Here is a 20,891-nt window from a genome sequence, read left to right as displayed (position 1 = left end):
TTTTACGTATATTTGGAATTCCTTGTTTGTATAACATTAGGATTTGACGCAAAGCTATACTTCGTACAGCATTTCATTAATTCATAGCGAATTCAATTTGGCAATACCTTGTAAAACCATCGAAATACAACAAAACTTTCCCATGTTCAAACCTAACCAAAATCAAAATGCACTACTAGCTCTGTTGTTACTTGTGCCAGTTCCAAGCATTGGTATTGCAACTCAACTATATATACTTCCTGGCTTCCAAGGATATTTAGTAGCTTTATTATCTAAAATCTGGTTGTTGGTATTACCCATTATTTGGTTGTTATTTATCGATAAAGAGAATTTAAAAGTTGAATATCCTAAAAGACGCGATTTATTAGCTGGAGTTGGATTAGGGCTATTAATGCTAGGCATCATCTTGATTGTTTATTGGCTGCTGGGCGCAAAATGGATAGATGTTGAATATGTTCGCGATCGAGCAACGCAAATTGGATTGAACAGTTTTATGATTTACTTAGTAGGTTCAGGATATTGGATATTTGTCAATTCTTTGCTTGAGGAATTTGTCTGGCGTTGGTTTGTCTATCGTAAATGTGAAATTTTGGTATCAAGTCCTTTAGCTGTAGTATTGTCTGCACTGTTTTTTACGATTCATCACGTTATTGGTTTGGCAGCTTACTTCGACTGGCGTGCAACAACATTATGCTCATTGGGAGTGTTTCTAGCAGGGGCGGTTTGGTCATGGTGCTACTTAAATTATTGCTCAATTTGGCCTGGATACATCAGCCATATTTTTGCAGATATAGCAATTTTTCTGATTGGCTGGCAACTTATCTTTGCTTAACAAAAATGTAATCGTCTCTAGCCAACTAATTAATCAAAATCTCTCAAGATGATGTGTTTTTTTAAGTCGAAACTGATTATACCTTCTTCTTGTAATTTACCTATCAATCGTGTAATTGTTACTCTGGTGGTACAGCAGGCACTAGCAATATCTTCGTGAGTAAAGCGAACACTTAGGCGAGTTCCTTGTGGTACAGTTTCACCCACTTCTCGTTTCAAAAGTTGTAATAGATGGTGTAAGCGATCTTGTACTCGCCGTCTTCCACTAAGGGCTAAAAAAGATTCTGTTTGCTGTAAGCGCTGATTAATTTTTGGTAAAAGCCTATGGCTAAGTGTTGGAGAAGCTGCTATCTCTTTCGCGTAAATTGACACTAAATCAACATCAGCGAGGGCTGTTGCTTGGTAAATGCTTAAAGATGTCAAACTAGAACCAAAAACCATTCCTGCTGTTGCCAATCCTATCAGTACTTCTTCACCCGTTTCACAGTAGGTACTGAGTTTGACCAAACCCTGAGAAACATACGAGATTACTAATGGATTGAGGGTAATAGTTTCTCCTTTAGCATATTTATGTATGGGGCGATTGTTGAAGATGTCACTGTCGTTCTTAACTATCGCTGATTCTAAGTGCTGACGCTCAGTAATATTACGCAGTAGCCAGCGCAGAGAGATTGCCTTACCTTGGTTATTACGGACGACTGCCACAGTCAATGCTGCATCAAAGAAATCGCCATGACGTTGGTAAAAACGTACCAATAACTCTCTAACTCTGTCTGATTGCGATAGCTGTATCAGTTCGTAACGAACTTGCTGACGTTCTTCTAGAGGGATAAAGTTAACTATTGGTTTTCCCACTAAAAAATGCTTTGAAACATTCAACAACTTAGCTGCGGTGAGGTTAGCTTCTTGGATAGTTCCTTCTGTATTAGTTACTAAATAGCCGTCTGGCGCCAACTCAAATAAATCTTGGTAGTAGTAGCGTTCTGCTTCTAGCCAATTCCGTGTTTTTACTAGTTCCTCGTTTTGCTGATAAAGTTCCTCCGCCGCTAACTGTGCTATTTTTGAGGTGTTATAGAGTTCCTTAAAAGCTTCCGGCAACAGATCGGGAGAAATCCAAGGTAGTATACTAGCAGTTTGGTATAAATCTGCTAAACGCTTGTGCAATATTTCTGTGCGTTGGATAAATTTTTCTATGTTCACCTTAAATAACCGCTACTTGCTTGCAGAAGTTGAGCACTCTACATCTCAGCCTTAATTTTTGACTATTATGATTGTTAAACCCGCTTTTTCATTTCCTCATAAATAATTTAGTGCGAATAGATAATTGTTTCCATTTTTACTAAGAGTAACTGATAAAAGTTTCCCTAACTTCCATCATAAGAATTATACAACTACTACTAAAGACATATAATTTAAGTTAAGTTTGTTTGTGATTCTGAATACGTTGCCTATTAATTAAATTCACAAAAAAACTCCTAACTTCTTTAAGAAGATGTTTTAGAGCTGATTCGTAAAAAAAATCTTAAGCATATTCAATTCATTGCTGGGCAGGACTTTCAGAGAATAAACGCTCTTATGGCTTAAATTCCTGAAACCCTTACGAATCAGAGACTTCACTCTAACCCTCTTTTGTCAGAGTGGGAAAACTTAATCGCTGAAACCCTTTTGGCACTTTAATTTCCGCTTTTTACCTAGAAATTTTAGTTACTGTTAGAAAATAAAGCCTCAAAGCTTGATTAATTCCAAGTCTCAGAATTTAGATTCGATTATTGTTTTCCGAGAGTGACAAAACAGGGATATTACTTCTTTGTAGAGATTAGGTTTTATATTATATCTGGGTAATTAGTTTAGTTATGATTTCCACTGGCATTGCAACCCACACATTAGGTATTTCTCCTTTAGTGTAGACCTTCCTAATGTCTTTAAATAAGTTGGGAATCTGAGCCTTCCCATTTTCAAATTCATTATGAAACTATCTGGTACGGGTAAAAGTAAAACTACTCAGAACAAGCAATAGTCGAACTATTATATCTAGAATTGCACAAATAAATATTAATAAGTTAAAAATATTTGTATAGACAATCACATATCAACTTAATAATTATCCGCCTCTTTAGTTAGAGGATAAATGAAGTAGTAAGCTGGTGTAATTTAACAATGCGTAACAGCTAATCAACGCACAAGTTATAAGGAGTGATGAGTGAGGTGTCAATGCTATAAAATCTCGTTACTCCTTTTTACTTAAATCAATTTATTAGCTTAACGAATGCCATCATTATCAATGGCGCTATAGCTGTCGCTGGGGAAAAGCCCCAACCAAGGGTCAGAACTAGGAGTTAAAAATAGTTGGGCGTATACTTGTTCATTGAGCGCTTCCACACTCCTTGTTTGCTTACCCTGCATAAACCATTGATGAATTTGGCTGTGCAGCATATATTCATTTCTGACTGTATCTAAAGCCATTGTGGCTTCAAATTTTTTCACTATTATCGGCAAATTATCTTTTTGAGTATTGGCAGATTGAGACTTTTTAGCTTTAATTAGAGAGATGCTGTTTTGATCTAGCTTGACATCAGCGGCATAGAGTTGAGCGATTTGGTTCCAAACTTTCTCGTCAGTAATTTCAGCTAAGGCGTTTTGATACCGTTCAGCATTAGACTGGAGAGCAGTTAGCATTGGGGTTTCAACTCTCATTTTAGAAACTGCTAGAGAGCTTGCTATTTCTGCTGTAGGTGCTTGACTGGGATTGCTGGGAATTTCTACCAACTTAGGGGGAGACTGGATACCCAGGCGGGATAAATCTGCAACCCATTGGGTTTGGATAGAATTTAAGCGATCGCTGTGGTATTTTCTTAAATAAGACTCGCGATCGCTTGGTGTAAGTTTACTGTAATTTTTTACTGCTAATTCAGCCTGCTGTAGCTGACGCAAAAATGCCTTGGGACTATATAACCCTGGAATAGCATCAATTGGACGACCTGATGCATCCAATATATAATGAATGCTATTGCCTGTAATCGTTCGCTCCAACTTGCGTCCGTCACCAAAATCAATAGTTACTTTGGGTACAGGCCGCACTGATTGCCAATGCAAAATGAAGCGGTCTTGAAGCAGTTTAGAAATTTTAACATTTGGATACAGTGCAACCCTGAAGAACCTACTATTGGCACAACTCAAATCTTGATCTAGCCTACCCAATAACCGCAGAGATAGAATCGGTTTACCACTGGTTCTAGCAGCAGCTTTGGCTTGTTCTATATCAGTGTACCAGTACAAACCAGAGGCGTAACAGTCCCGTTGTTGACAAAGTTCGTCTAAAGCTACCCGAAGTGCAGGGGAAGGTAGAACTGCTCCTGAAGAAGCGGTATTTAACGTATTAGCATGAGATTTAAGAAATACTTGTAACCCTCTTGGGCCCTGTTTCCGAAGTACAGAAACTTCCTGAGATAGGTTAGATATTTCAGCTACAGGAGTTTGAGCATCAGCTATCTGCAAAAAACCGAAGCTGACTAGAATGAGTGCGAAAGGATATTTGAAAGTTCTAAATTTCATATATTTTCAGAAAAATCGGGGATGTAATATCAATTCAAAATTCAAAATTCAAAATTCAAAATTAAGAAAGTGAAACCTAGCATATATTTCAGGGTTTGATTCTGTATCATATTTTTCGTGAAATGGTGTGAGTGGGGAGCATCCGGTTTTGGTAATAACGAACAGACAGAATTTGGTTGACACTTTCAACATTTTCTCTCAAGCTGTTCTAAGTGGGGATGCTAGTGATGTTGTCAATTATCTTGTAGAACGTCAAAAGCTGTTTGGATTAGTTAAAACTAGGCGTAAGTGTCACCCTTGAGATTGACACTTACGCCTAACAAATTTGGGCTTTATCTTCTTAAGTTGACACTAATGAGCAATGCTCGTGCCGCAATAATATTATGTTCGGCTAATTATGTTATTATAATTCCCGAATCTATGCAGAAAGCCCAAAAATCCTTCCCTTTTGCGGTCTTGATAAGTTTTTAACCAGACATAGCTGATTAGTTCTAAATGTGATCGCTATTAGTATTAGGTAAATTTTGCTGGTTGCTTGGCTGTTTATCAGATCGAAATTGAGTATATATATAGGTTACTACTGCTAAAGTCAGCCCAATAGCCAATACCACCCCTACAATTCGCAAGAAATTGGGAGTAATTCTTGGAGTTAGTTGCTCACTTAGCCTTGGTTGGTAAATAGTATCATCCGTTCGTGTTTGTGGTCTGCTTTGATTAGAAGCAGGTCGTGGCTGATACAATGTCACATCTGGTTGCACTGGTGGTCTACTTTGATTAGATGCTGGACGTGGTTGATACAACGTCTTATCTGGTGGTACTTGTTGACCGCTTTGATTAGATCCTGGTCGTGGTTGAAACAACGTCTTATCTGGTGGTATTTGTTGACCGCTTTGATTAGATCCTGGTCGTGGTTGAAACAACGTTTTGTCTGGTGGTACTTGTTGACCGCCTTGATTAGATCCTGGTCGTGGTTGATATAACGTCACATCAGGTTTGCTGGCGTTCGGATTATTCACAGGACTCTGTTGATTTTGCTCAACTGGGTTAAATGGTCTGGGAACGGTTTCGTGATTTGAACCTTGGTTCTGTCCAGCCTGAATGGGAGGAACGGTTTGCTCAGATTGGTTTTGCTTAATCGGGTTAAATGGTCTGGGAACAGTTTCGTGATTTGAGCCTTGATTGGATGTAGATGGAGGACGCAGAATCGTGTCGTCGTTTGATTGTCTGGGAACAGTTTCGTGATTTGAACCTTGATTGGATGCAGATGGAGGACGCAAAATCGTGTCGTCGTTCGATTGTCTGGGAACAGTTTCGTGATTTGAGCCTTGATTGGGTGTAGATGGAGGACGCACAATCGTGTCGTCTTGTCTAGGAACAGTTTCGTGATTTGAACCTTGATTAGAAGAAGGTTGCGATCGCCCAGTCATCTGTCCGGGTACACTAATATTATCTGTGGCAAATTTTGCCGCAGCTTGCAAAGCTTGATTCAGTTCTTCTACCGTTGCAAATCGGTTAGCTGGGTTCTTTTGGAGGCATTTCATCACCACCGCTTCCAATTGTACGGGTAAATTCTCACACCCTGGTTGCGATCGCAGTGGTTTTGGTGGCTCATAAGCATGAGCTAATACCCAAGAAGCCTCACTAACATGACTACCCTTAATGCTGATTCCAAAAGGATCGGCTGCACTCAGCATTTCATAAAGGATAATCCCTAAACTGTAAATATCACCTCTAGCGTCCAGGTTTTGATCGCTTTGGATTTGTTCTGGAGGTGCGTAACGAAATGTACCAATAAATGTACTAGTTATATTTGTAATATTGGAATTTTCCGAAGATTCACCACGAATTTTGGCAACACCAAAATCCAAAACCTTGACCCACTCTCCCAAATCTGTCGGCATCAAAAATATATTATCTGGTTTCAGGTCGCGATGAACTACTTGAATATGTTCAGTGGTTTTGCCGCCATCCCGTTGGAGAGTCACTCCTTGATGAGCAAGCTGTAAACCTTTACAAACTTGCGCCATAATCTTCACCGTCCGCTCAACAGACAGCCGCTTTTGGCGCAGCAGTAATTGCCCAAGGGTTTGCCCCCGCAAATATTCCATGACATAAAATGGAAAACCTTCCGGGGTTACACCACAGTCACTAATCTTAACAATGTGGTCGCTTTGCAAAGCAGCACAAACTGCCACCTCCCGCTCAAAACGCTTTCTCATTTCGAGTGATGCCACTAGCGTATCTTTGAGCAACTTTAACGCTACCTGCTGACCGACACGGGTATCCGTTGCTAGGAAAACTTCTCCCATGCCACCCCCGCCTAACCGTTTATCTAAACGGTATCGCTGGTTATCACCTACGAAGCGACCATTCCAAGAATTTGAAGAAGGTGGGGATTTCATCTGGCGCAGCCCATCCTAGTTACTTTAAGTGTTAACTTTATTTAGAGATAATACTAGTATTACAAATATGATTGCTTCATAACTTAGATGAATATTAGTAATATATGCTACTAGTAATTATCTAATTATACTCAGCTTAACATATTAGTTACTTAAGTAATGCAATAAAGTTGATAAAATGTTTAAACTTAAGACCTTTAGCAGTTGAAATTTGTTCCTGATATTAAGTTAGCGCAAGTTCGACAATAATCGTCTGCTTCAGTAGTACTGAGTGACTAATGATAGTGAAACGAGAAAGCTCAAACTACGAACCTAGTATGTCAAACTTTACAGACAAGTAATTAAATTTAACACTAACTTAAATTACACTGCTAATTTTGACTAATGAATCAGGAGGCTAAGATGGAAAGCAACACCACAGCATGGTGGATATATGCATTATTGTCAGCTGGCTTTGCAGCATTGACAACTATCTTTGCCAAAATTGGGATAGAAAATGTGAATGCTAATTTAGCAACAGCAATCCGAACTGTTGTCATTTTAGTAGTTGCTTGGGGGATTGTATTTTTTCAGGGAAATGTAGTTAATATCTTAGCTATATCCCAAAAAACCATAATTTTCTTATTATTATCTGGAGTATCTACAGGCTTATCATGGATTTTTTACTTCCAAGCCTTACAAGCCGGAAAAGCTTCCCTTGTTGCACCAATTGATAAATCAAGCTTGGTATTAGTTTTATTGTTTTCAGTCATTTTTTTGGGAGAAACATTAAATTGGAAGATCATTTTAGGAACTGGGTTAGTAGTCATAGGTACTTTAGTTGTAATTATTTAAAATCTTAATTAAGAGGATATTTTAAAAGTCTTATTGTTCATGTACATCAGGTAGCTTGAAGTGGAAATTTACCTACTTTTAATAAGGGAGTTTTGACCATTACCGAGTCTTTTTAATTAAGATAGTAGGTGGATTTATGTCGTACTGTACTAATAGTTGACAATGCGCTTTTGTCTGCCGTGCTGATAGTCTTTGTTACAACAAGACTTAAAGTTTTGCAAAATATATTCTATTAATGTACTCTGGCGTACATGATTAATATGTGCTATTGCCATGAGGAATCAGGATGAGTAATGTGCTCTCTATAGCCGCAGTGACAGCAGTACTAAAAGTCTTGCTGGAAAATGGTTTAGTCAGCGATCCGATCGCTGCTAGTGTTGGTGATGTGATTGTAACTGCTCTACCGCCCGATCGAATTTCAGTTGAAGCTGACGAGCGCGCCCAAATCAACCTTTTTCTCTATCAAGTGACGCAAAATCGCAATGTCGATTGGGTATCTCAAGAATTTCGGAGCAGGCATTCACGTATTAATGGAAACTCGCGCTCTGCGACTCCACCACTAGCTCTTGACCTTCACTACTTATTGACAGCCTACGGAGCCAAGGATTTTCAGGCAGAGCTTCTACTGGGCTATGCAATGCATTTATTACACAAAACACCAGCTATCACATCTGATATTATTGAAAATACTTTGATAAATGCATCTACAACTAATACTTCTAGTGCTTTTTCCCAAGCTGTAGCAAGTGTGTCTGTATCCGAGTTAGCTGAACAAATTGGGCAGATAAAACTGACTCCAGAGTTTTTTAACATGGAAGAAACTTCTAAGTTATGGTCTGTTTTACAAACACACTATCGACCTTCAGCTACCTATTTAGCATCAATGGTATTGATTGAAAGTAGTAAATCTGACAAAGAAGAAGGTTTCTACATGATGCCCTTGTCTCAACCGAATATAGAGCAAGTTATAGCTTCGACAAAAACTGAACAAATGATTGTTGCAGGTACAAAATTAGTAATTCGTGGTGAACGGTTACGCGGTGAAATCACACGAGTTCGTTTTGGTAATACGGAAACATTACTAGTACCTCAAGAAGTAAAAGAAACGCAAATCAGTTTGTTAGTGCCGCCAGATTTATACGCAAGCGTTCAGGGTGTCCAAGTTGTACATCTAACAATGGGCAATAATGCAGAGCAAACGAATCATCTAGTTGAATCAAATGTTGCAGCTTTTGTTTTACATCCAACAATTACAGCATTCGTCACTCAAGTAGAAAATAGTGGCGAGAATTTACGCACGGCAGAAATTACCGTTAAATTCCAGCCCAAAGTAGGTAAGGCACAGCGGGTAGTTTTGCTACTCAATGAGGTATCAGATGATAGTCCGGTAGCTTACTCTTTCTTGGTTGCACCACCGACTCAAGACACTGATGCAATCATGATTCCGGTGAAAAACGTCAAGCCAGGAACTTATATTGTGCAGGTGCGGGTAGATGGGGCCGAAAGTCCACTGCAAAAGAATCAGTTTGGGGAATATGATTCGCCACAGGTGACAATTTTATGAATGCGACGATAATTAATCACAATTGGGATGAGGCAAACTACCGCTACCTATCAGCAGCTCTAGCCGTGGTGCGTGGTATTTTAGAAAATCACACGGCAAAAGAGCAAAACCAACCGTTAGAGAATAATCAAGAGCGTTTACAGCAAGCGTTAGAGGAAACGGCTGCTGCTATGCCTGCACCATCAGCATTGGAGAGAATATGCAAAATGTTTCGCCTCTCATCCTTTGAACGTGATTTGTTGCTGTTGTGTGCAGGTATGGAATTAAATGGAGATTTTGCCAAATTGTGTGCTATAGTTCACGACGATTCACAACGAGCTTACCCAACTTTGGGTTTAGCTTTGGCAGCTTTACCTAACGTCCACTGGGATGCGATCGCTCCAAATGCTCCCTTACGTTATTGGCGGTTAATTCAAATTGGTGATGGTCATTCCCTGACTCTCAGTCCCTTGAGAATTGACGAGCGGATTTTACATTATCTCACGGGGATTCAATATCTTGACGAACGGCTAGCTGGTATCATTGAGCCATTACCAGAAGTTAGCGATTTAGTACCCTCGCACCAAGATTTAGCAGAGCGAATCGCAGCAGTTTGGTCGTCAGCTTACAAGGTTAATAGCTTACCAATTATCCAGTTATCTAGTGGTGAAACTGCTAGTAAACGTGCCATTGCCGCTACAATTTGTCAACTTCATGGTTTAAGCTTGTGGGTAATGCCTGCACAAGTCATTCCTTTAGCACCTGGCGAATTAGATAATCTCATCCGTCTGTGGACTCGCGAGACGATTTTAAGTAAGAGTGCCTTACTCATAGACTGCAACGAATTGGATACTAATGATACAGCGCGGCTGAATGCGATCGCTCGTTTCATCGAACGCACAAAGGGCTTTTTAATAGTTACAAGTCAAGAACGGATCGGCTTATCACAACGCCTAGTAGTTAATTTTGATGTACATCAACCAACTAGCAAAGAACAAAGTGCAGTTTGGCAAGACGCACTAGGAGCAAGTGCATCGCAAATGAATGGGCAAGTCAAAACCTTAGTGGATCAGTTTAACCTTAGTGCCGCAACCATTCGTGCTGCTTGTGCAGAAGCCGCAGGACAGTTAGCACAAACACCAGAAACCGATATTACTAACATTTTATGGGATGCCTGCCGCGTGCAAGCACGTCCGCGCTTAGATGAACTTGCCCAACGGATTGAGCCATCTGGTGATTGGGAGGACTTAGTATTACCAGAAGCACAAAAACAAGTTCTCCGGGAAATTGCGGCTCATGTGCGCCAACGTAGTACTGTATATAATAATTGGGGTTTTGGGGGCAAGAGTGCGCGGGGATTGGGAATCAGCGCTCTATTTGCAGGTAGTAGCGGCACTGGTAAAACCTTGGGGGCAGAAGTACTGGCTCATAAATTACGCCTTGACCTTTATCGTATTGACCTATCATCAGTAGTTAGCAAATATATTGGCGAGACAGAGAAGAATTTGCGTCGGGTATTTGATGCCGCAGAACAAGGTGGAGTGATTTTGTTATTTGATGAAGCCGACGCTTTATTTGGTAAACGGAGTGAAGTTAAAGATGCGCGCGATCGCTATGCCAATATAGAAGTTAGCTATCTATTGCAACGTATGGAAAGCTACCCAGGTCTAGCAGTCTTGACTACCAACCTGAAGAGTTCAATTGATACAGCCTTCCTGCGGCGGATTCGCTTTGTGGTGCAGTTCCCCTTCCCCGATACAATACAACGAGCTGAGATTTGGCGGCGCGTCTTTCCAGCCGAAACCCCAACCGCAGATTTAGATGCTCTGCAACTAGCACGGCTCAATGTCGCTGGAGGTAATATCCGTAACATCGCCTTAAATGCAGCTTTTTTGGCAGCCGATGCTGGGGAACCAGTGCAGATGAAACACGTATTGCGGGCGGCTCAAACAGAGTACAGTAAGTTAGAGAAACCCTTGACTGATGCGGAAGTTGGAGGATGGATGTGATTTGACAATTTTGACCTTAGCAGAAAATGCTGCTAGCAAGATAGGTTATAAAATTTGTGAGCAAAGTCTAGGACGGGCTGTATCTACCTCAACTACCATAGCAAACAAAATTACACCAATTTGAGAAAAGAACGCGACAGATACACACGCCTAAACCCTTGTAATATCTGGCTTTCTTAATTTTGAATTTTGTTAGCGCAGCGTTAGCGAGTCCGCGAGCGTCATTTTGAATTTTGAATTAGTATTACTCTGTTAATTCACCAAATCTTTCCCGATAGCGAGCAAGCATGGACTCCATTTGAGCAAGTTGCTGCTCGGCTTGTTGACGCTGTTGCTGTTCTTGGTGTGCTACTTCTTCTGGCGTGGGTGTCAGTTGTCCATCGGGAGTGAAAAAACGCAACTTCGATTGATAAACTCCCAAATATAACTGTAATTGCTGACTCCATAACCAACCTGCTTCATTTGCTTGCAGTTCTTGATAACGACCATCTAATAAATGAAATCCTTTAAATTCTAAACTTACTGGATCAAACCAAAAATAATCAGGAGTCCGCCAAATATCTTGATAGATTTCCTTTTTCAACCCTCTATCAGTAGCAGCTGTTTTATCAGAAAGAATCTCTACAATCACATTTGGGTATTTGCCATCTTCTTCCCAAACTACCCAGCTTTTGCGTATTTTGCGTTGGGTATTTAAAACTACAAAGAAGTCGGGGCCTCTAAATTGCTCAAATTTGCGTTGACGCGGACTATAATAAATCGTCATGTTACCGCAAGCGTAGAAATCTTGACGCTCTTGCCACAACCATTCCAAACACTGAATCAACAGCAGTATTTGCCGCAAGTGAAGTTCTGTTTCCAAAGGTGGTTCATCACTGTATAAATCACCAGGAGGAAATATAATATCCTCAGGTGTGTCTTCTAAAATTATTCCTAAATCTTGAGCAGAAGACATAATAATTTCTCTTTTGACAAGATAAATCTAACTTAACCCAATTCATTCACCTTCAAAAGCGATGGCTTCTCTACAAAAGGCTATTGCCAAGAGCGAACGCCTCAATTTTTCATTTCAGCTTTCTACGATTATAAATCTCGCTCATACAGAGTTACTGCTGGCACAAAATAATTTCTACTTAAGTCGATAGCGATCGCCACTAAACAAATTGTATAATTTAATTCAAAATATGCTTGAAGATGTGAGATGAGCGAGCGAATTGGGCGCAACAAATCAGCCGCATCAACTTTTACGAATCCATCACTTGCCTCCCCAGGTATTCCCACACTGGCGAATCCAATACGCGGCTTTGGCTCACAAATCAATACTGTCCCGCCTCAAACAGTAACTGAGGTAGCACCAGACTTTCAAGAAGTCCAATCTGCCCAAGAGCAATTATTGGAACCAGAAGTCATCAAAGAAAAGCCCCAAACTCACGACATTAGTCGCATATCCTTGCATCGTCTCCAGGCAAAACTCACAGTTGGAGAACCGCACGACCAGTATGAACAGGAAGCAGATTGGATGGCCAATCAAGTGATGCAAATGGTTCCTAGCCTACAGCCTATTCAAGATTCCTTACAGCGAAAATGTGCAGCCTGTGAGCAGGAACAAGAAGAACTGCAAACCAAGCGATCGCTGCAACGTTATACTGATGGCAGCTTGCAGGCTGGGGATAATATTGAAAGTCGGTTGAATAGTAGTAAAGGAGGCGGTACTACTTTACCAGATGACGTGCGCTCCTTTATGGAACCCCGCTTTGGTTATGATTTTAGTCAGGTGCGGGTGCATACTGGTGATGAAGCAGTCCAGATGAACCAGGAGTTGGGTGCACAGGCGTTTACACATGGTAGTGATGTTTACTTTGGAGCCGGAAAGTATCCAGGTAATAATGAGTTGACTGCCCATGAATTGACCCATATAGTGCAGCAATCAGGAGCTTTAGAAAGAAAATGCACTACCTGCCAGGAAGAAGATAATCAAGTTAGAAGAAAAGAAGATGAGGAAATCTTACCTGATACTTCTTCCAATGGTGATACATCACAGTCCTCCAACAGCACTGCCAAACTTCTAGATTTGATTGCCCGTTTAGAACAACTGCATACTCATTCGGACAAACAAATAGAGTCGCAGGCAGCAAGTACAGAGTCTACCGACAATCCGCCTTTGCAAAAAGAAGGTCAGCAGCATTTGAATACTTTGTCTAATGGTTTACAGCAACTACGAGCAGCTGCCCGCAGTGATGACGAAACCTTGAAGCAGCGGGTTCTTGCAGCGTTTACCCCATCTGCTATGCAAACAGCGCAGACAGAGGCATCAAATCGAGTCCAAACAGCTTCTGGGTCATCTTTGGAGTCAAGTTCGACTGCCAGTATACAGCGTGCGCCAGTCGGTATTGCCACCAAATCTCTAACAATTAGTTCACAGCAGAATGCCACAGAAATCGAAGCAGATCAAGTTGCAAAAGCAGTAACTTCTGGCAAATCAGTTGCAGTCAGTCAACGTTCTCCAGAGGGGAAAATTAATCGCTTTGCAGGAGGAGAAGAACTCATTGCTTTGGGAACTGGGTTACTTGTAGCAGATGCCGAAGCTGCACCCGTCGAAGTAGCAACAGGCCCTCCCGGTTGGGCTATCGGATTAGGTATTGCTGTTGCTGCTGTAGTCATTATTGGCGTTGGTATTGCTATCTCTTCTGATACTGATACCCCAGCAACTCCAGAACCGGAAGCTAAACCAGTTCCACAACCTTTGCCAGTACCAGTGCCTATACCTCGACGTTATCCAAACCAGACGTGTGAGGATTCGGTGCTTGATACATTGCAACAAGAGATGCACGCTTTTTGCGATAAGATTGGGGGTGAGAGTTGTAGCCCCAGCAAAGTAAGTCCAAAGAAGCTAGCGCGGCGACCCTGCTCAGAGATTCGTCAACGCATTCAGGCAGTGCAGGAATGTATGCGTCTCAGAGAAAATATCCAGGATAAGTGTTTTGGTGGTCAACCCGATCAAGCGCATAAGGATGCTATTGAACAACTTAAAAGTGGACTTCAACATTGCTTGAATCTTGAAAAGGTCAACTGTGCACCAGGTCATCCAATGGCAAATCTTTGAATTATGTTAATGGATCTCTTTCAAGCGATCGAAAATCAGAATCTAGACTGCATCGCAGAATTACTGTCACACGGAGCTGATCCAAACAGTCTTCGCCCAGAATTTCCACGATGGACACTGCTACATGAAGCAATTGAGCAACTTGAAGATGGTGGTGAGATCGAATCCTTAGTTCTGTTACTTCGGCATAATGCATCCGTTGATACTTGGGATGCTGACCATGATTCTACACCACTGCTGATGGCACTTTTCCGTGGGCAAATAGAAGCTGTTCGCTTGTTGCTGGCTGCTGGTGCAGATCCAAACGTTGTTGGTAGCGAGGGTGACTCACCATTACGCTGGTGCGTTGAACAAGGGGACTACAACACAGCAGCAATGTTACTTCGTTGTGGAGCAACCAAAACGCTCAATGATGCTGGCGGTAGTAGTGGAATGACAGCACTTGGGCAAGCCGCAAAACGGCTTGATTTAAAAATGATTGAACTTCTCTTACAAGCAGGAGCAGATCTAGAAGTTTATGATGCTGATAAGTTTACTGCATATCGACGGTTGCCGCCACGGAACGAAGCAAAAGACGATGCTGTGTGGGTTGCAGCAGAGGCACTGCTAATGCGTTGACTGCGATCGCCTCTTTTGTATCATTTAATTGCCGATAAGCCCTAGCAAGATTTTCGCTGACAATTGCTGCATTCTTGGCATTGTTATCTTTTTTATAAGCATTCAAAGCTTTCTGCCAAGTCTCTATAGCACCTCGAATATCTCCTGCTTTATAATTTTTAACACCCTGTTCTACCTGTTGGCTAATATCAGCAGTTTGTGCGGTTGCGATATTTTTCATCAAAGGTACGTGAGTCAACCAAGTAAAGAATATAAAGCTGCACAAGAAGAGAAATCCGAGAAATCAACGTTTGTTCAATTGGCGATCGCAAGTCAGAAAACTGTTTGATGATTGGCTAAAATGGAGCATTTCTTTCTTCACTAGCTTTGCTTATTACGTAGGCGTAGCCTGCCGTAGGCATCACTTTTTCAATTGCTGTTGCAGGTATAGCTATCTCAATCGCTTTTAGCAAATCGCTACTTTGTATCGTTGAAGACAACAGTGAAAAATCTTTGAGATGTACCACAGTCAATTTCCAGGCTTGGGAATAATCCTTAATTTACCTGACTTTGAGGCTTAACTGAACCGTATTGAGTTATGGCTTAGAGACTCAAAACCCAATTTGAGGATTCTTACACTCGCCATGAATAAATTGGCGTTGTACTAAGTCACTCAATTACTGTGACAAAAATTTGAGCACCGCAACTTGGAAACTTTTTCAACTTGCTTCGGAGCTTTTATTTCAGTAAATAGCTGAATCGCTCGATTAAAATTTATTTGACTTTCATCAAGTGTTGCCATCTTTTGATAAGTTAAACCCAATTGAAAATAAGCTTCAGCCAGATCGCATTTAGCACCTATTTTATCCAAAAGTTCGATTGCTTCTGTCTGATTAACAAGAGCTAATGTAAAATCTGTTTGTTGTCGATGGATTTCTGCTAAACCATTGAGTGTTTTTGCTTTTACCTGTATATAGTGACTTTCTTCAGCAAAAATCAAAGCTTGATGGAATATCTGATTTGCTTGGGAAAATTCGCCTAAATTGACATAGGTTTGACCCAAAATTTGCATAAAATAGACAAATCTTCCCGTTTGTTCTACCAGTTTTTCATTCAAAATATTTTGATAAGCTACATCTGCTAATGCAGAAGAGGCATTACACAAACCTAAATAAGAATATACTAAAGCTAGACAGACTGAAGCTTTTTCTGCCCAGCGATGATGCTCGGTATTTTGAGCTAGATAAATCACTTGTTGAAATAGCTTTACGGCTGTCTCTAGTTCCCACAAATCTATCTTGTAAAGACCAATACTTAATAAAGAATCTACCTCTAGCATCCTTAGATAGTAAACTGTATGTCTATTTTTTGGCTGAGGTACAAGTGATTTAAGTGCTTGCGTTGCTAAAGTAATAGTCTTTTCTTGACAAGCGATCGCTTGACTAATTTTACCTGTTATCCAATATAGATCCCCCAATATATTGTAAAGTTCGCTGAGATTTTGGTCATCTTCCAGATTGTTAACAACTCGCTCAATTGCCGCAAGTATCGGTTGAATTAAACCCATCCGATACAATGTACTCCCAAGAGGTAAAAACTGCTGCCATTGATTATTTCGGCTTTTTAAAATGACTTTACCTGCTAACTCAAATTCATTAATATCTATGTAGTGATAATATGCTTCTAAAGCTTGCAAAGCATCCTTAAAGGTTTCAATTTGTTTAACACTTGCTGTCCAAAATTCTGCGGCTTTGTGGTTGGCAATTTCCCATTCATTGCTGGGGCGTAAACGTGCGATCGCTTCTTTACGAATCACTGGATGTAGCCAGTATTCACCTTTATTGCACTCCACTAAAGATCGATTTCTCAACGAGGCGATGATTTGGCGATGTTGCTCAGGTGGGACATCCCAAAGTAAACAAAATAACCCTGGTGATGAAATGCTAGGTATATCTTGGTAACGATAACATCCCAAACGGCAAAGTAGGCGATAAGCTTGGGGATCGAGGGCTTGCAGACGATTGATTTGACTAACCGCTAAATTTTTTAAGTCTGTTGCTGCTAACGGATCGGCATGATTTTCTTGCCAATAAAGAACCATATCACCATCAAAATCCTCCAGAATCGAACCACAGAGAATTCCCATTGCTTTAGCATTACCGCCATAAGTGCGATGCATGATTTGCAAAGTTGGTGAGTTGATGGCTAATCCCCAGTTGCTAAAAAACTGTTGCCATGCGCTTTCATCTAACCCAGGAAGCCGATAGTGATTCACATTTAGCCCAGGTTCACAAAGGCGATCGCGACTAGTAATCAAGGTAACAGATTGCACTCTAGCATCAGTTAATACCCGTAATAGTTCTACATAGTTGCGGTGAGAAGCAATCAACCCACCTTGTCGATCTAATGCAGGTTCGAGATTGTCAATTAACACCCCAATCCGGCGATTGTGGAGTTCGCGCTTGAGTCGTCCCAATGTAACCCCAAATTCTACCCCAGGTTCTTGATCGAAATCTTGTTTCAGCCATTCCTCTACTACTCGTTCGGCGGGGGTGATATTTTGCGTTTCCTTCGCCATCAGCAGTTCCAAAACCAAGTCAAACCCCTGAGTTTGGAGATATTGCTGTGCTAGAGTGGTTTTGCCTAAACCTCCCTCACCTTGGATGACAATCACTTTCGAGCCTTGATTTACCAAAGTATTCAGGTGAACGATCGCTTCTGTTCGTCCAATAAAATTGGTATCCTCTAATTTTGAGGTAGGTTGAGGCGATCGCGAGTAATCAATCAGACTGGATATTGCAGTAGTTTTTCTCAGAACTCGCTCTAAAGTAGCGCGACAATTACTTTTGGTAATCTTTTGGCGCAGTACTTTAGAAAGCAATTTCCATAACTGAGAACCAGCATCCTTGGCGTGTCCTTCCGTACAACCATAAGAATGAGCGATATCCAAGTATTTCCTACCCAACCAAACTTGCACAAGAATCACTTTTTGCAAATCGCTCAACCGTTCCCCAGTCTGAGGGGGAATTATAGCGTCTAACCATGCTAATGCTGCTTGGGCGTCCATTGTGTAACGACAAGGGGAGTTCAGATTTTAGGGACAACTATAAATTACTTTACAGTTATGCTGCTGGAGTTTTCGGATAAGATTCCGTAAATCCGACTTTTTTCCCGACTTTTGCAAACTTTATTCAAAATTCAGGAAAAGACTTGTGTTGTGAACGAAAGCACTTGTGTTATGAACCAAAGCACTTGTGTGTACACCGTAGCTTAATAAAGGGGAGAAACTTGAAATCTTGCCCCCTCTCCTTCACAAGGCTATCCATTACCTGGATCTTTCTCAACATTTGTGAGAGTATTCACTCACGTTTTTTCTAACCCTTATGATTTCGTCGTTAATTCTCAATAAAAACGTAGTTTTATCGAGAATAACAAGGGTACATTTGTCAAGTATGCCTAAGACATCAGTATCCAAGATGCTTATAAAACCAGGGTTTCAAGATTGTAAAGAAAGATGTGACTAATGCATAGTTCACAAGGGGAGGGTTGGGGAGGGGTGATTCAAGGATTTTTGCAAGAGGTCTAATGTCTACAACGAGCTTCTCTACGAGATGCTGCGCGTAGCTTGCTTCCCCGTAGGGGTACGCTTACGCACAATGGCTTCGGAATTAGCAGCTAAGTCAGTTTCCCCTTTGAAACAGCCGATAAATTTACTTTGCTTGAGTTTCGCTAACGGATCTGTTTTTTGTTGCTGAAGTTGTTGATAGCGCAGCTCAATTGAAGATTTAATTGCCTCTACTGTATCTTGGTCAGCCTCCTGTTGAATATAGGCAAGCTTTTGAGCATATTCTTCATCTAGCTGAATATCAAAATTCTTCATCGCCACTAACTTGGAACGTTTACCTAGAGTATATCGTCCGCGTCGAATCATCTAGAATAAAAATCATTAGGTAACATCAGCACCATCATTACTTATGGTGAAATCAGACCCTCGTCAATTGCCTAGCAGTGCTGAACTTCCTTGTTCAGACGATACCCCTGTGGATAACGAAGATCAGAACTTTATTCCCAACCTGCTTCTCTTCTTACTGCAATATATTTGGGCAAACCGTAATGACTGGTTTTTCAGTGTGGATATGGGCGTTTACCATACCACAGGGGTTAGTCCACTTGTGCCAATTGTACCAGACGGATTTTTGAGCTTAGGTGTAGAACGCCGCAAAGCAGGTAAATCACGTAAGAGTTATGTTCTTTGGGAAGAAGATAACATTGTACCTATCCTGGCTTTAGAAATTGTCTCTTTAACTCCGGGTGGAGAATACGACAAAAAATTAGACTCTTATGCCAAGTTAGGGGTACTGTACTACATTATTTACAATCCAGAGTATTGGCAACGCGATCGCCACCAACCTTTTGAAGTTTATCGCTTAGTAGATGGTAGCTATCAGTTGCAAATTGGTGAACCCTTTTGGATGCCAGAAATTGGTTTGGGAATCGGTAGAGGGCAATACGTATCTGGTAATATCCAGCGTCAGGTTTTGTATTGGTATGACCAACAAGGAAAGCGCTATCAAACTCCAGAAGAAGCTGAACAGCAAACTCGCCAGCAGCTTGAATTAGCGCAACAACAACTTGAGCGTTATCGTCAGCAATTTGGGGAACTACCAGAAGCGTAAGGGAGCGATTGCTGATATTTGTTATTAACAATAGTTAGCCCTCACCTAGAAATTTAGGATGAGGGCTGATATAGCTGAAATAAAGAGAACTATTTAAATTTAGGCATTCCTTTAAAGTAAGGGTTGACAAAAGTTCCATCTTTCTTAATGTAGCCTTTAACAGCTTTTACTTTAGGTGTTTTAAATGCCTTGGGTGGTTTTGGTAGCTTTGGTGTTTTAGACATTTTCTTGTTTCCCTCTAAATAAATAGCTTTTAAGACTCTTTATCTATCCTGAACTCGGAAACGGAAAACCACCTCAGCAAAAATTCTAATTTTTCTAAATAACTCGTAAAGATAAGATGAATATGTGTTAAAAGCCTAAATAATTTATTGTTATTTTTTATACTTAAATATTGGTTTTGATCTGATTAGCCAATCCTCAATATCAAATCAGCACAATTAAAATCCGGCTTTTTTGACGACTCTTGCAACTGCATCAGATAAAACTGCCGACTTCAGCCGACTGACAAAAGCAAGTGCGATCGCTTAGTTTTGTACGGTGTGTTATGCCGCTATCTTATGCATCCTACCAGATTGAAGCTTATTCCCTTACATCACAAACTAACCTTTTAAATAAAGACAGAGAAATAATAGTTGTGTTTAACAAAGTTTGTGCTTCATTAAAATCAGCATCACCCGTAATAAAAAAATCTGCTCCTGCTGCAATAGCACAAGCTAAAAACTTTGCATCTTTCCTATCTCTGGGGAAATCAACATCCACGTCCACATTAATTAGTGTTGTCACTGAATCAATTAAATAAACCCATCTTTGGTATTGTGCCTCAGTTAACTTTAAACGAGGACGCTTTAAAACGTCCTTATACTCTGCGATAATATCTGCCGATACAACCCACTCAAAAGCAGAATTAGCAATCACAAATAAAATCACTGCTTCTGGATTTTTATCAGCTATAGCAGCAGAAACTAAAATACTAGTATCAAGAATAACTTTCATTCTCCCCGTCTATAAGCTTCAATTTCTGCTGCTATTTCTTCATCAGTCAAGGGATTATCTGCGTGTATTCCTTGTATTTCTTTGAATAAATTTTTTAATTCTTCTGCTAAAGTAACCTTTTGATTATCGTCTGTTAAAATAATCACCTCAACTCTCTGTCCTGCTTTAAATGGTAAATCAGATAATACTAACTGCTTTGGATCTTCAATAGTAATATATGTTTTATAAGCGTTCATGATTTATACTGTTACTCAACTTTTATCTACCCTTGTTCTAACAATTTCACTACATTCTCTGCAATTCTCTCTTCTAACTTTGTAAAGTCGTCTTAAAAGGGCGAGGTTTGAA

18 protein-coding genes are annotated in these 20,891 nt (G+C 40.5%); 7 read left to right on the top strand and 11 right to left on the bottom strand.

What is annotated here, in order from left to right:
* Positions 1-142: 142 nt before the first annotated feature.
* Positions 143-832, top strand: coding sequence for a CPBP family intramembrane glutamic endopeptidase (locus V7K56_RS29400; RefSeq protein WP_334916342.1), 690 nt, complete (start codon positions 143-145; stop codon positions 830-832).
* Positions 833-861: 29 nt separating this feature from the next.
* Here V7K56_RS29400 and V7K56_RS29395 read toward each other — a convergent pair whose 3' ends face one another.
* The 3 genes from V7K56_RS29395 to V7K56_RS29385 form a co-directional block, all read right to left on the bottom strand.
* A complete protein-coding gene (locus tag V7K56_RS29395) occupies positions 862-2,031 on the bottom strand; it encodes a PAS domain-containing protein (protein ID WP_334916340.1) in 1,170 nt (389 codons plus the stop codon).
* Positions 2,032-3,090: 1,059 nt separating this feature from the next.
* Positions 3,091-4,383 carry a hypothetical protein gene (locus V7K56_RS29390; protein ID WP_334916338.1) on the bottom strand — a complete coding sequence of 431 codons (1,293 nt, stop codon included), beginning with the start codon at positions 4,381-4,383 and terminating at the stop codon, positions 3,091-3,093.
* 491 nt (positions 4,384-4,874) lie between these two features.
* The gene (locus tag V7K56_RS29385; RefSeq protein WP_334916335.1) at positions 4,875-6,785 is read right to left on the bottom strand and encodes a protein kinase domain-containing protein; all 1,911 of its coding nucleotides are present in this window, start codon (positions 6,783-6,785) and stop codon (positions 4,875-4,877) included.
* A 402-nt stretch (positions 6,786-7,187) separates the two neighbouring features.
* On the opposite strand from V7K56_RS29385, the gene V7K56_RS29380 reads away from it, so the two are divergent.
* The 3 genes from V7K56_RS29380 (at position 7,188) to V7K56_RS29370 (ending at position 11,171) form a co-directional block, all read left to right on the top strand.
* Entirely contained in the window at positions 7,188-7,619 is a 432-nt protein-coding gene (locus tag V7K56_RS29380; protein WP_334916333.1) for an EamA family transporter, read from the top strand.
* Positions 7,620-7,905: 286 nt separating this feature from the next.
* Positions 7,906-9,183: a DUF4255 domain-containing protein gene (locus V7K56_RS29375; protein WP_334916331.1), complete on the top strand. Its 1,278-nt coding sequence runs from the start codon at positions 7,906-7,908 to the stop codon at positions 9,181-9,183.
* Entirely contained in the window at positions 9,180-11,171 is a 1,992-nt protein-coding gene (locus tag V7K56_RS29370) for an ATP-binding protein (protein WP_334916329.1), read from the top strand. The genes V7K56_RS29375 and V7K56_RS29370 overlap by 4 nt, the downstream gene beginning before the upstream one ends.
* Before the next feature lie 244 nt (positions 11,172-11,415).
* Here the strand turns inward: V7K56_RS29370 and V7K56_RS29365 are convergent, their stop codons facing one another.
* Entirely contained in the window at positions 11,416-12,126 is a 711-nt protein-coding gene (locus tag V7K56_RS29365) for a Uma2 family endonuclease (protein WP_334916327.1), read from the bottom strand.
* A gap of 246 nt (positions 12,127-12,372) precedes the next feature.
* Here V7K56_RS29365 and V7K56_RS29360 point away from each other — a divergent pair, with 246 nt between their 5' ends.
* Entirely contained in the window at positions 12,373-14,274 is a 1,902-nt protein-coding gene (locus V7K56_RS29360) for an eCIS core domain-containing protein (protein ID WP_334916325.1), read from the top strand.
* Between the two features lie 9 nt (positions 14,275-14,283).
* Positions 14,284-14,892 carry an ankyrin repeat domain-containing protein gene (locus V7K56_RS29355; RefSeq protein ID WP_334916323.1) on the top strand — a complete coding sequence of 203 codons (609 nt, stop codon included), beginning with the start codon at positions 14,284-14,286 and terminating at the stop codon, positions 14,890-14,892.
* On the opposite strand, the gene V7K56_RS29350 is transcribed toward V7K56_RS29355, so the two are convergent.
* From V7K56_RS29350 to V7K56_RS29335, 4 genes are all read right to left on the bottom strand, one after another.
* Positions 14,807-15,112 (bottom strand): hypothetical protein, encoded by a 306-nt coding sequence (locus V7K56_RS29350; protein WP_334916320.1) that lies wholly within the window; start codon positions 15,110-15,112, stop codon positions 14,807-14,809. The genes V7K56_RS29355 and V7K56_RS29350 overlap by 86 nt on opposite strands.
* Positions 15,113-15,227: 115 nt before the next feature.
* Positions 15,228-15,398, bottom strand: coding sequence for a hypothetical protein (locus V7K56_RS29345; RefSeq protein WP_334916318.1), 171 nt, complete (start codon positions 15,396-15,398; stop codon positions 15,228-15,230).
* 146 nt (positions 15,399-15,544) lie between these two features.
* The gene (locus V7K56_RS29340; RefSeq protein WP_334916316.1) at positions 15,545-17,938 is read right to left on the bottom strand and encodes a tetratricopeptide repeat protein; all 2,394 of its coding nucleotides are present in this window, start codon (positions 17,936-17,938) and stop codon (positions 15,545-15,547) included.
* 537 nt (positions 17,939-18,475) lie between these two features.
* The gene (locus tag V7K56_RS29335; RefSeq protein WP_334916314.1) at positions 18,476-18,802 is read right to left on the bottom strand and encodes a hypothetical protein; all 327 of its coding nucleotides are present in this window, start codon (positions 18,800-18,802) and stop codon (positions 18,476-18,478) included.
* Between the two features lie 43 nt (positions 18,803-18,845).
* On the opposite strand from V7K56_RS29335, the gene V7K56_RS29330 reads away from it, so the two are divergent.
* Positions 18,846-19,547: a Uma2 family endonuclease gene (locus V7K56_RS29330; RefSeq protein WP_334916312.1), complete on the top strand. Its 702-nt coding sequence runs from the start codon at positions 18,846-18,848 to the stop codon at positions 19,545-19,547.
* A gap of 89 nt (positions 19,548-19,636) precedes the next feature.
* On the opposite strand, the gene V7K56_RS29325 is transcribed toward V7K56_RS29330, so the two are convergent.
* The 3 genes from V7K56_RS29325 to V7K56_RS29315 all read right to left on the bottom strand — a co-directional run bounded on the left by V7K56_RS29325 (position 19,637) and on the right by V7K56_RS29315 (position 20,779).
* Positions 19,637-19,771, bottom strand: coding sequence for a hypothetical protein (locus tag V7K56_RS29325; RefSeq protein WP_334916310.1), 135 nt, complete (start codon positions 19,769-19,771; stop codon positions 19,637-19,639).
* A 358-nt stretch (positions 19,772-20,129) separates the two neighbouring features.
* Entirely contained in the window at positions 20,130-20,543 is a 414-nt protein-coding gene (locus V7K56_RS29320) for a putative toxin-antitoxin system toxin component, PIN family (protein ID WP_334916307.1), read from the bottom strand.
* Positions 20,540-20,779: a hypothetical protein gene (locus V7K56_RS29315; protein WP_334916305.1), complete on the bottom strand. Its 240-nt coding sequence runs from the start codon at positions 20,777-20,779 to the stop codon at positions 20,540-20,542. The genes V7K56_RS29320 and V7K56_RS29315 overlap by 4 nt, the downstream gene beginning before the upstream one ends.
* Positions 20,780-20,891 lie beyond the last annotated feature (112 nt).

It is taken from the genome of Nostoc sp. (genome assembly GCF_036917535.1).
In the GTDB taxonomy this organism is placed as follows: Bacteria; Cyanobacteriota; Cyanobacteriia; order Cyanobacteriales; family Nostocaceae; genus Nostoc.
The sequence above is the reverse complement of the archived record's forward strand: the minus strand, read 5'-3'. Positions and strand labels throughout refer to the sequence as shown.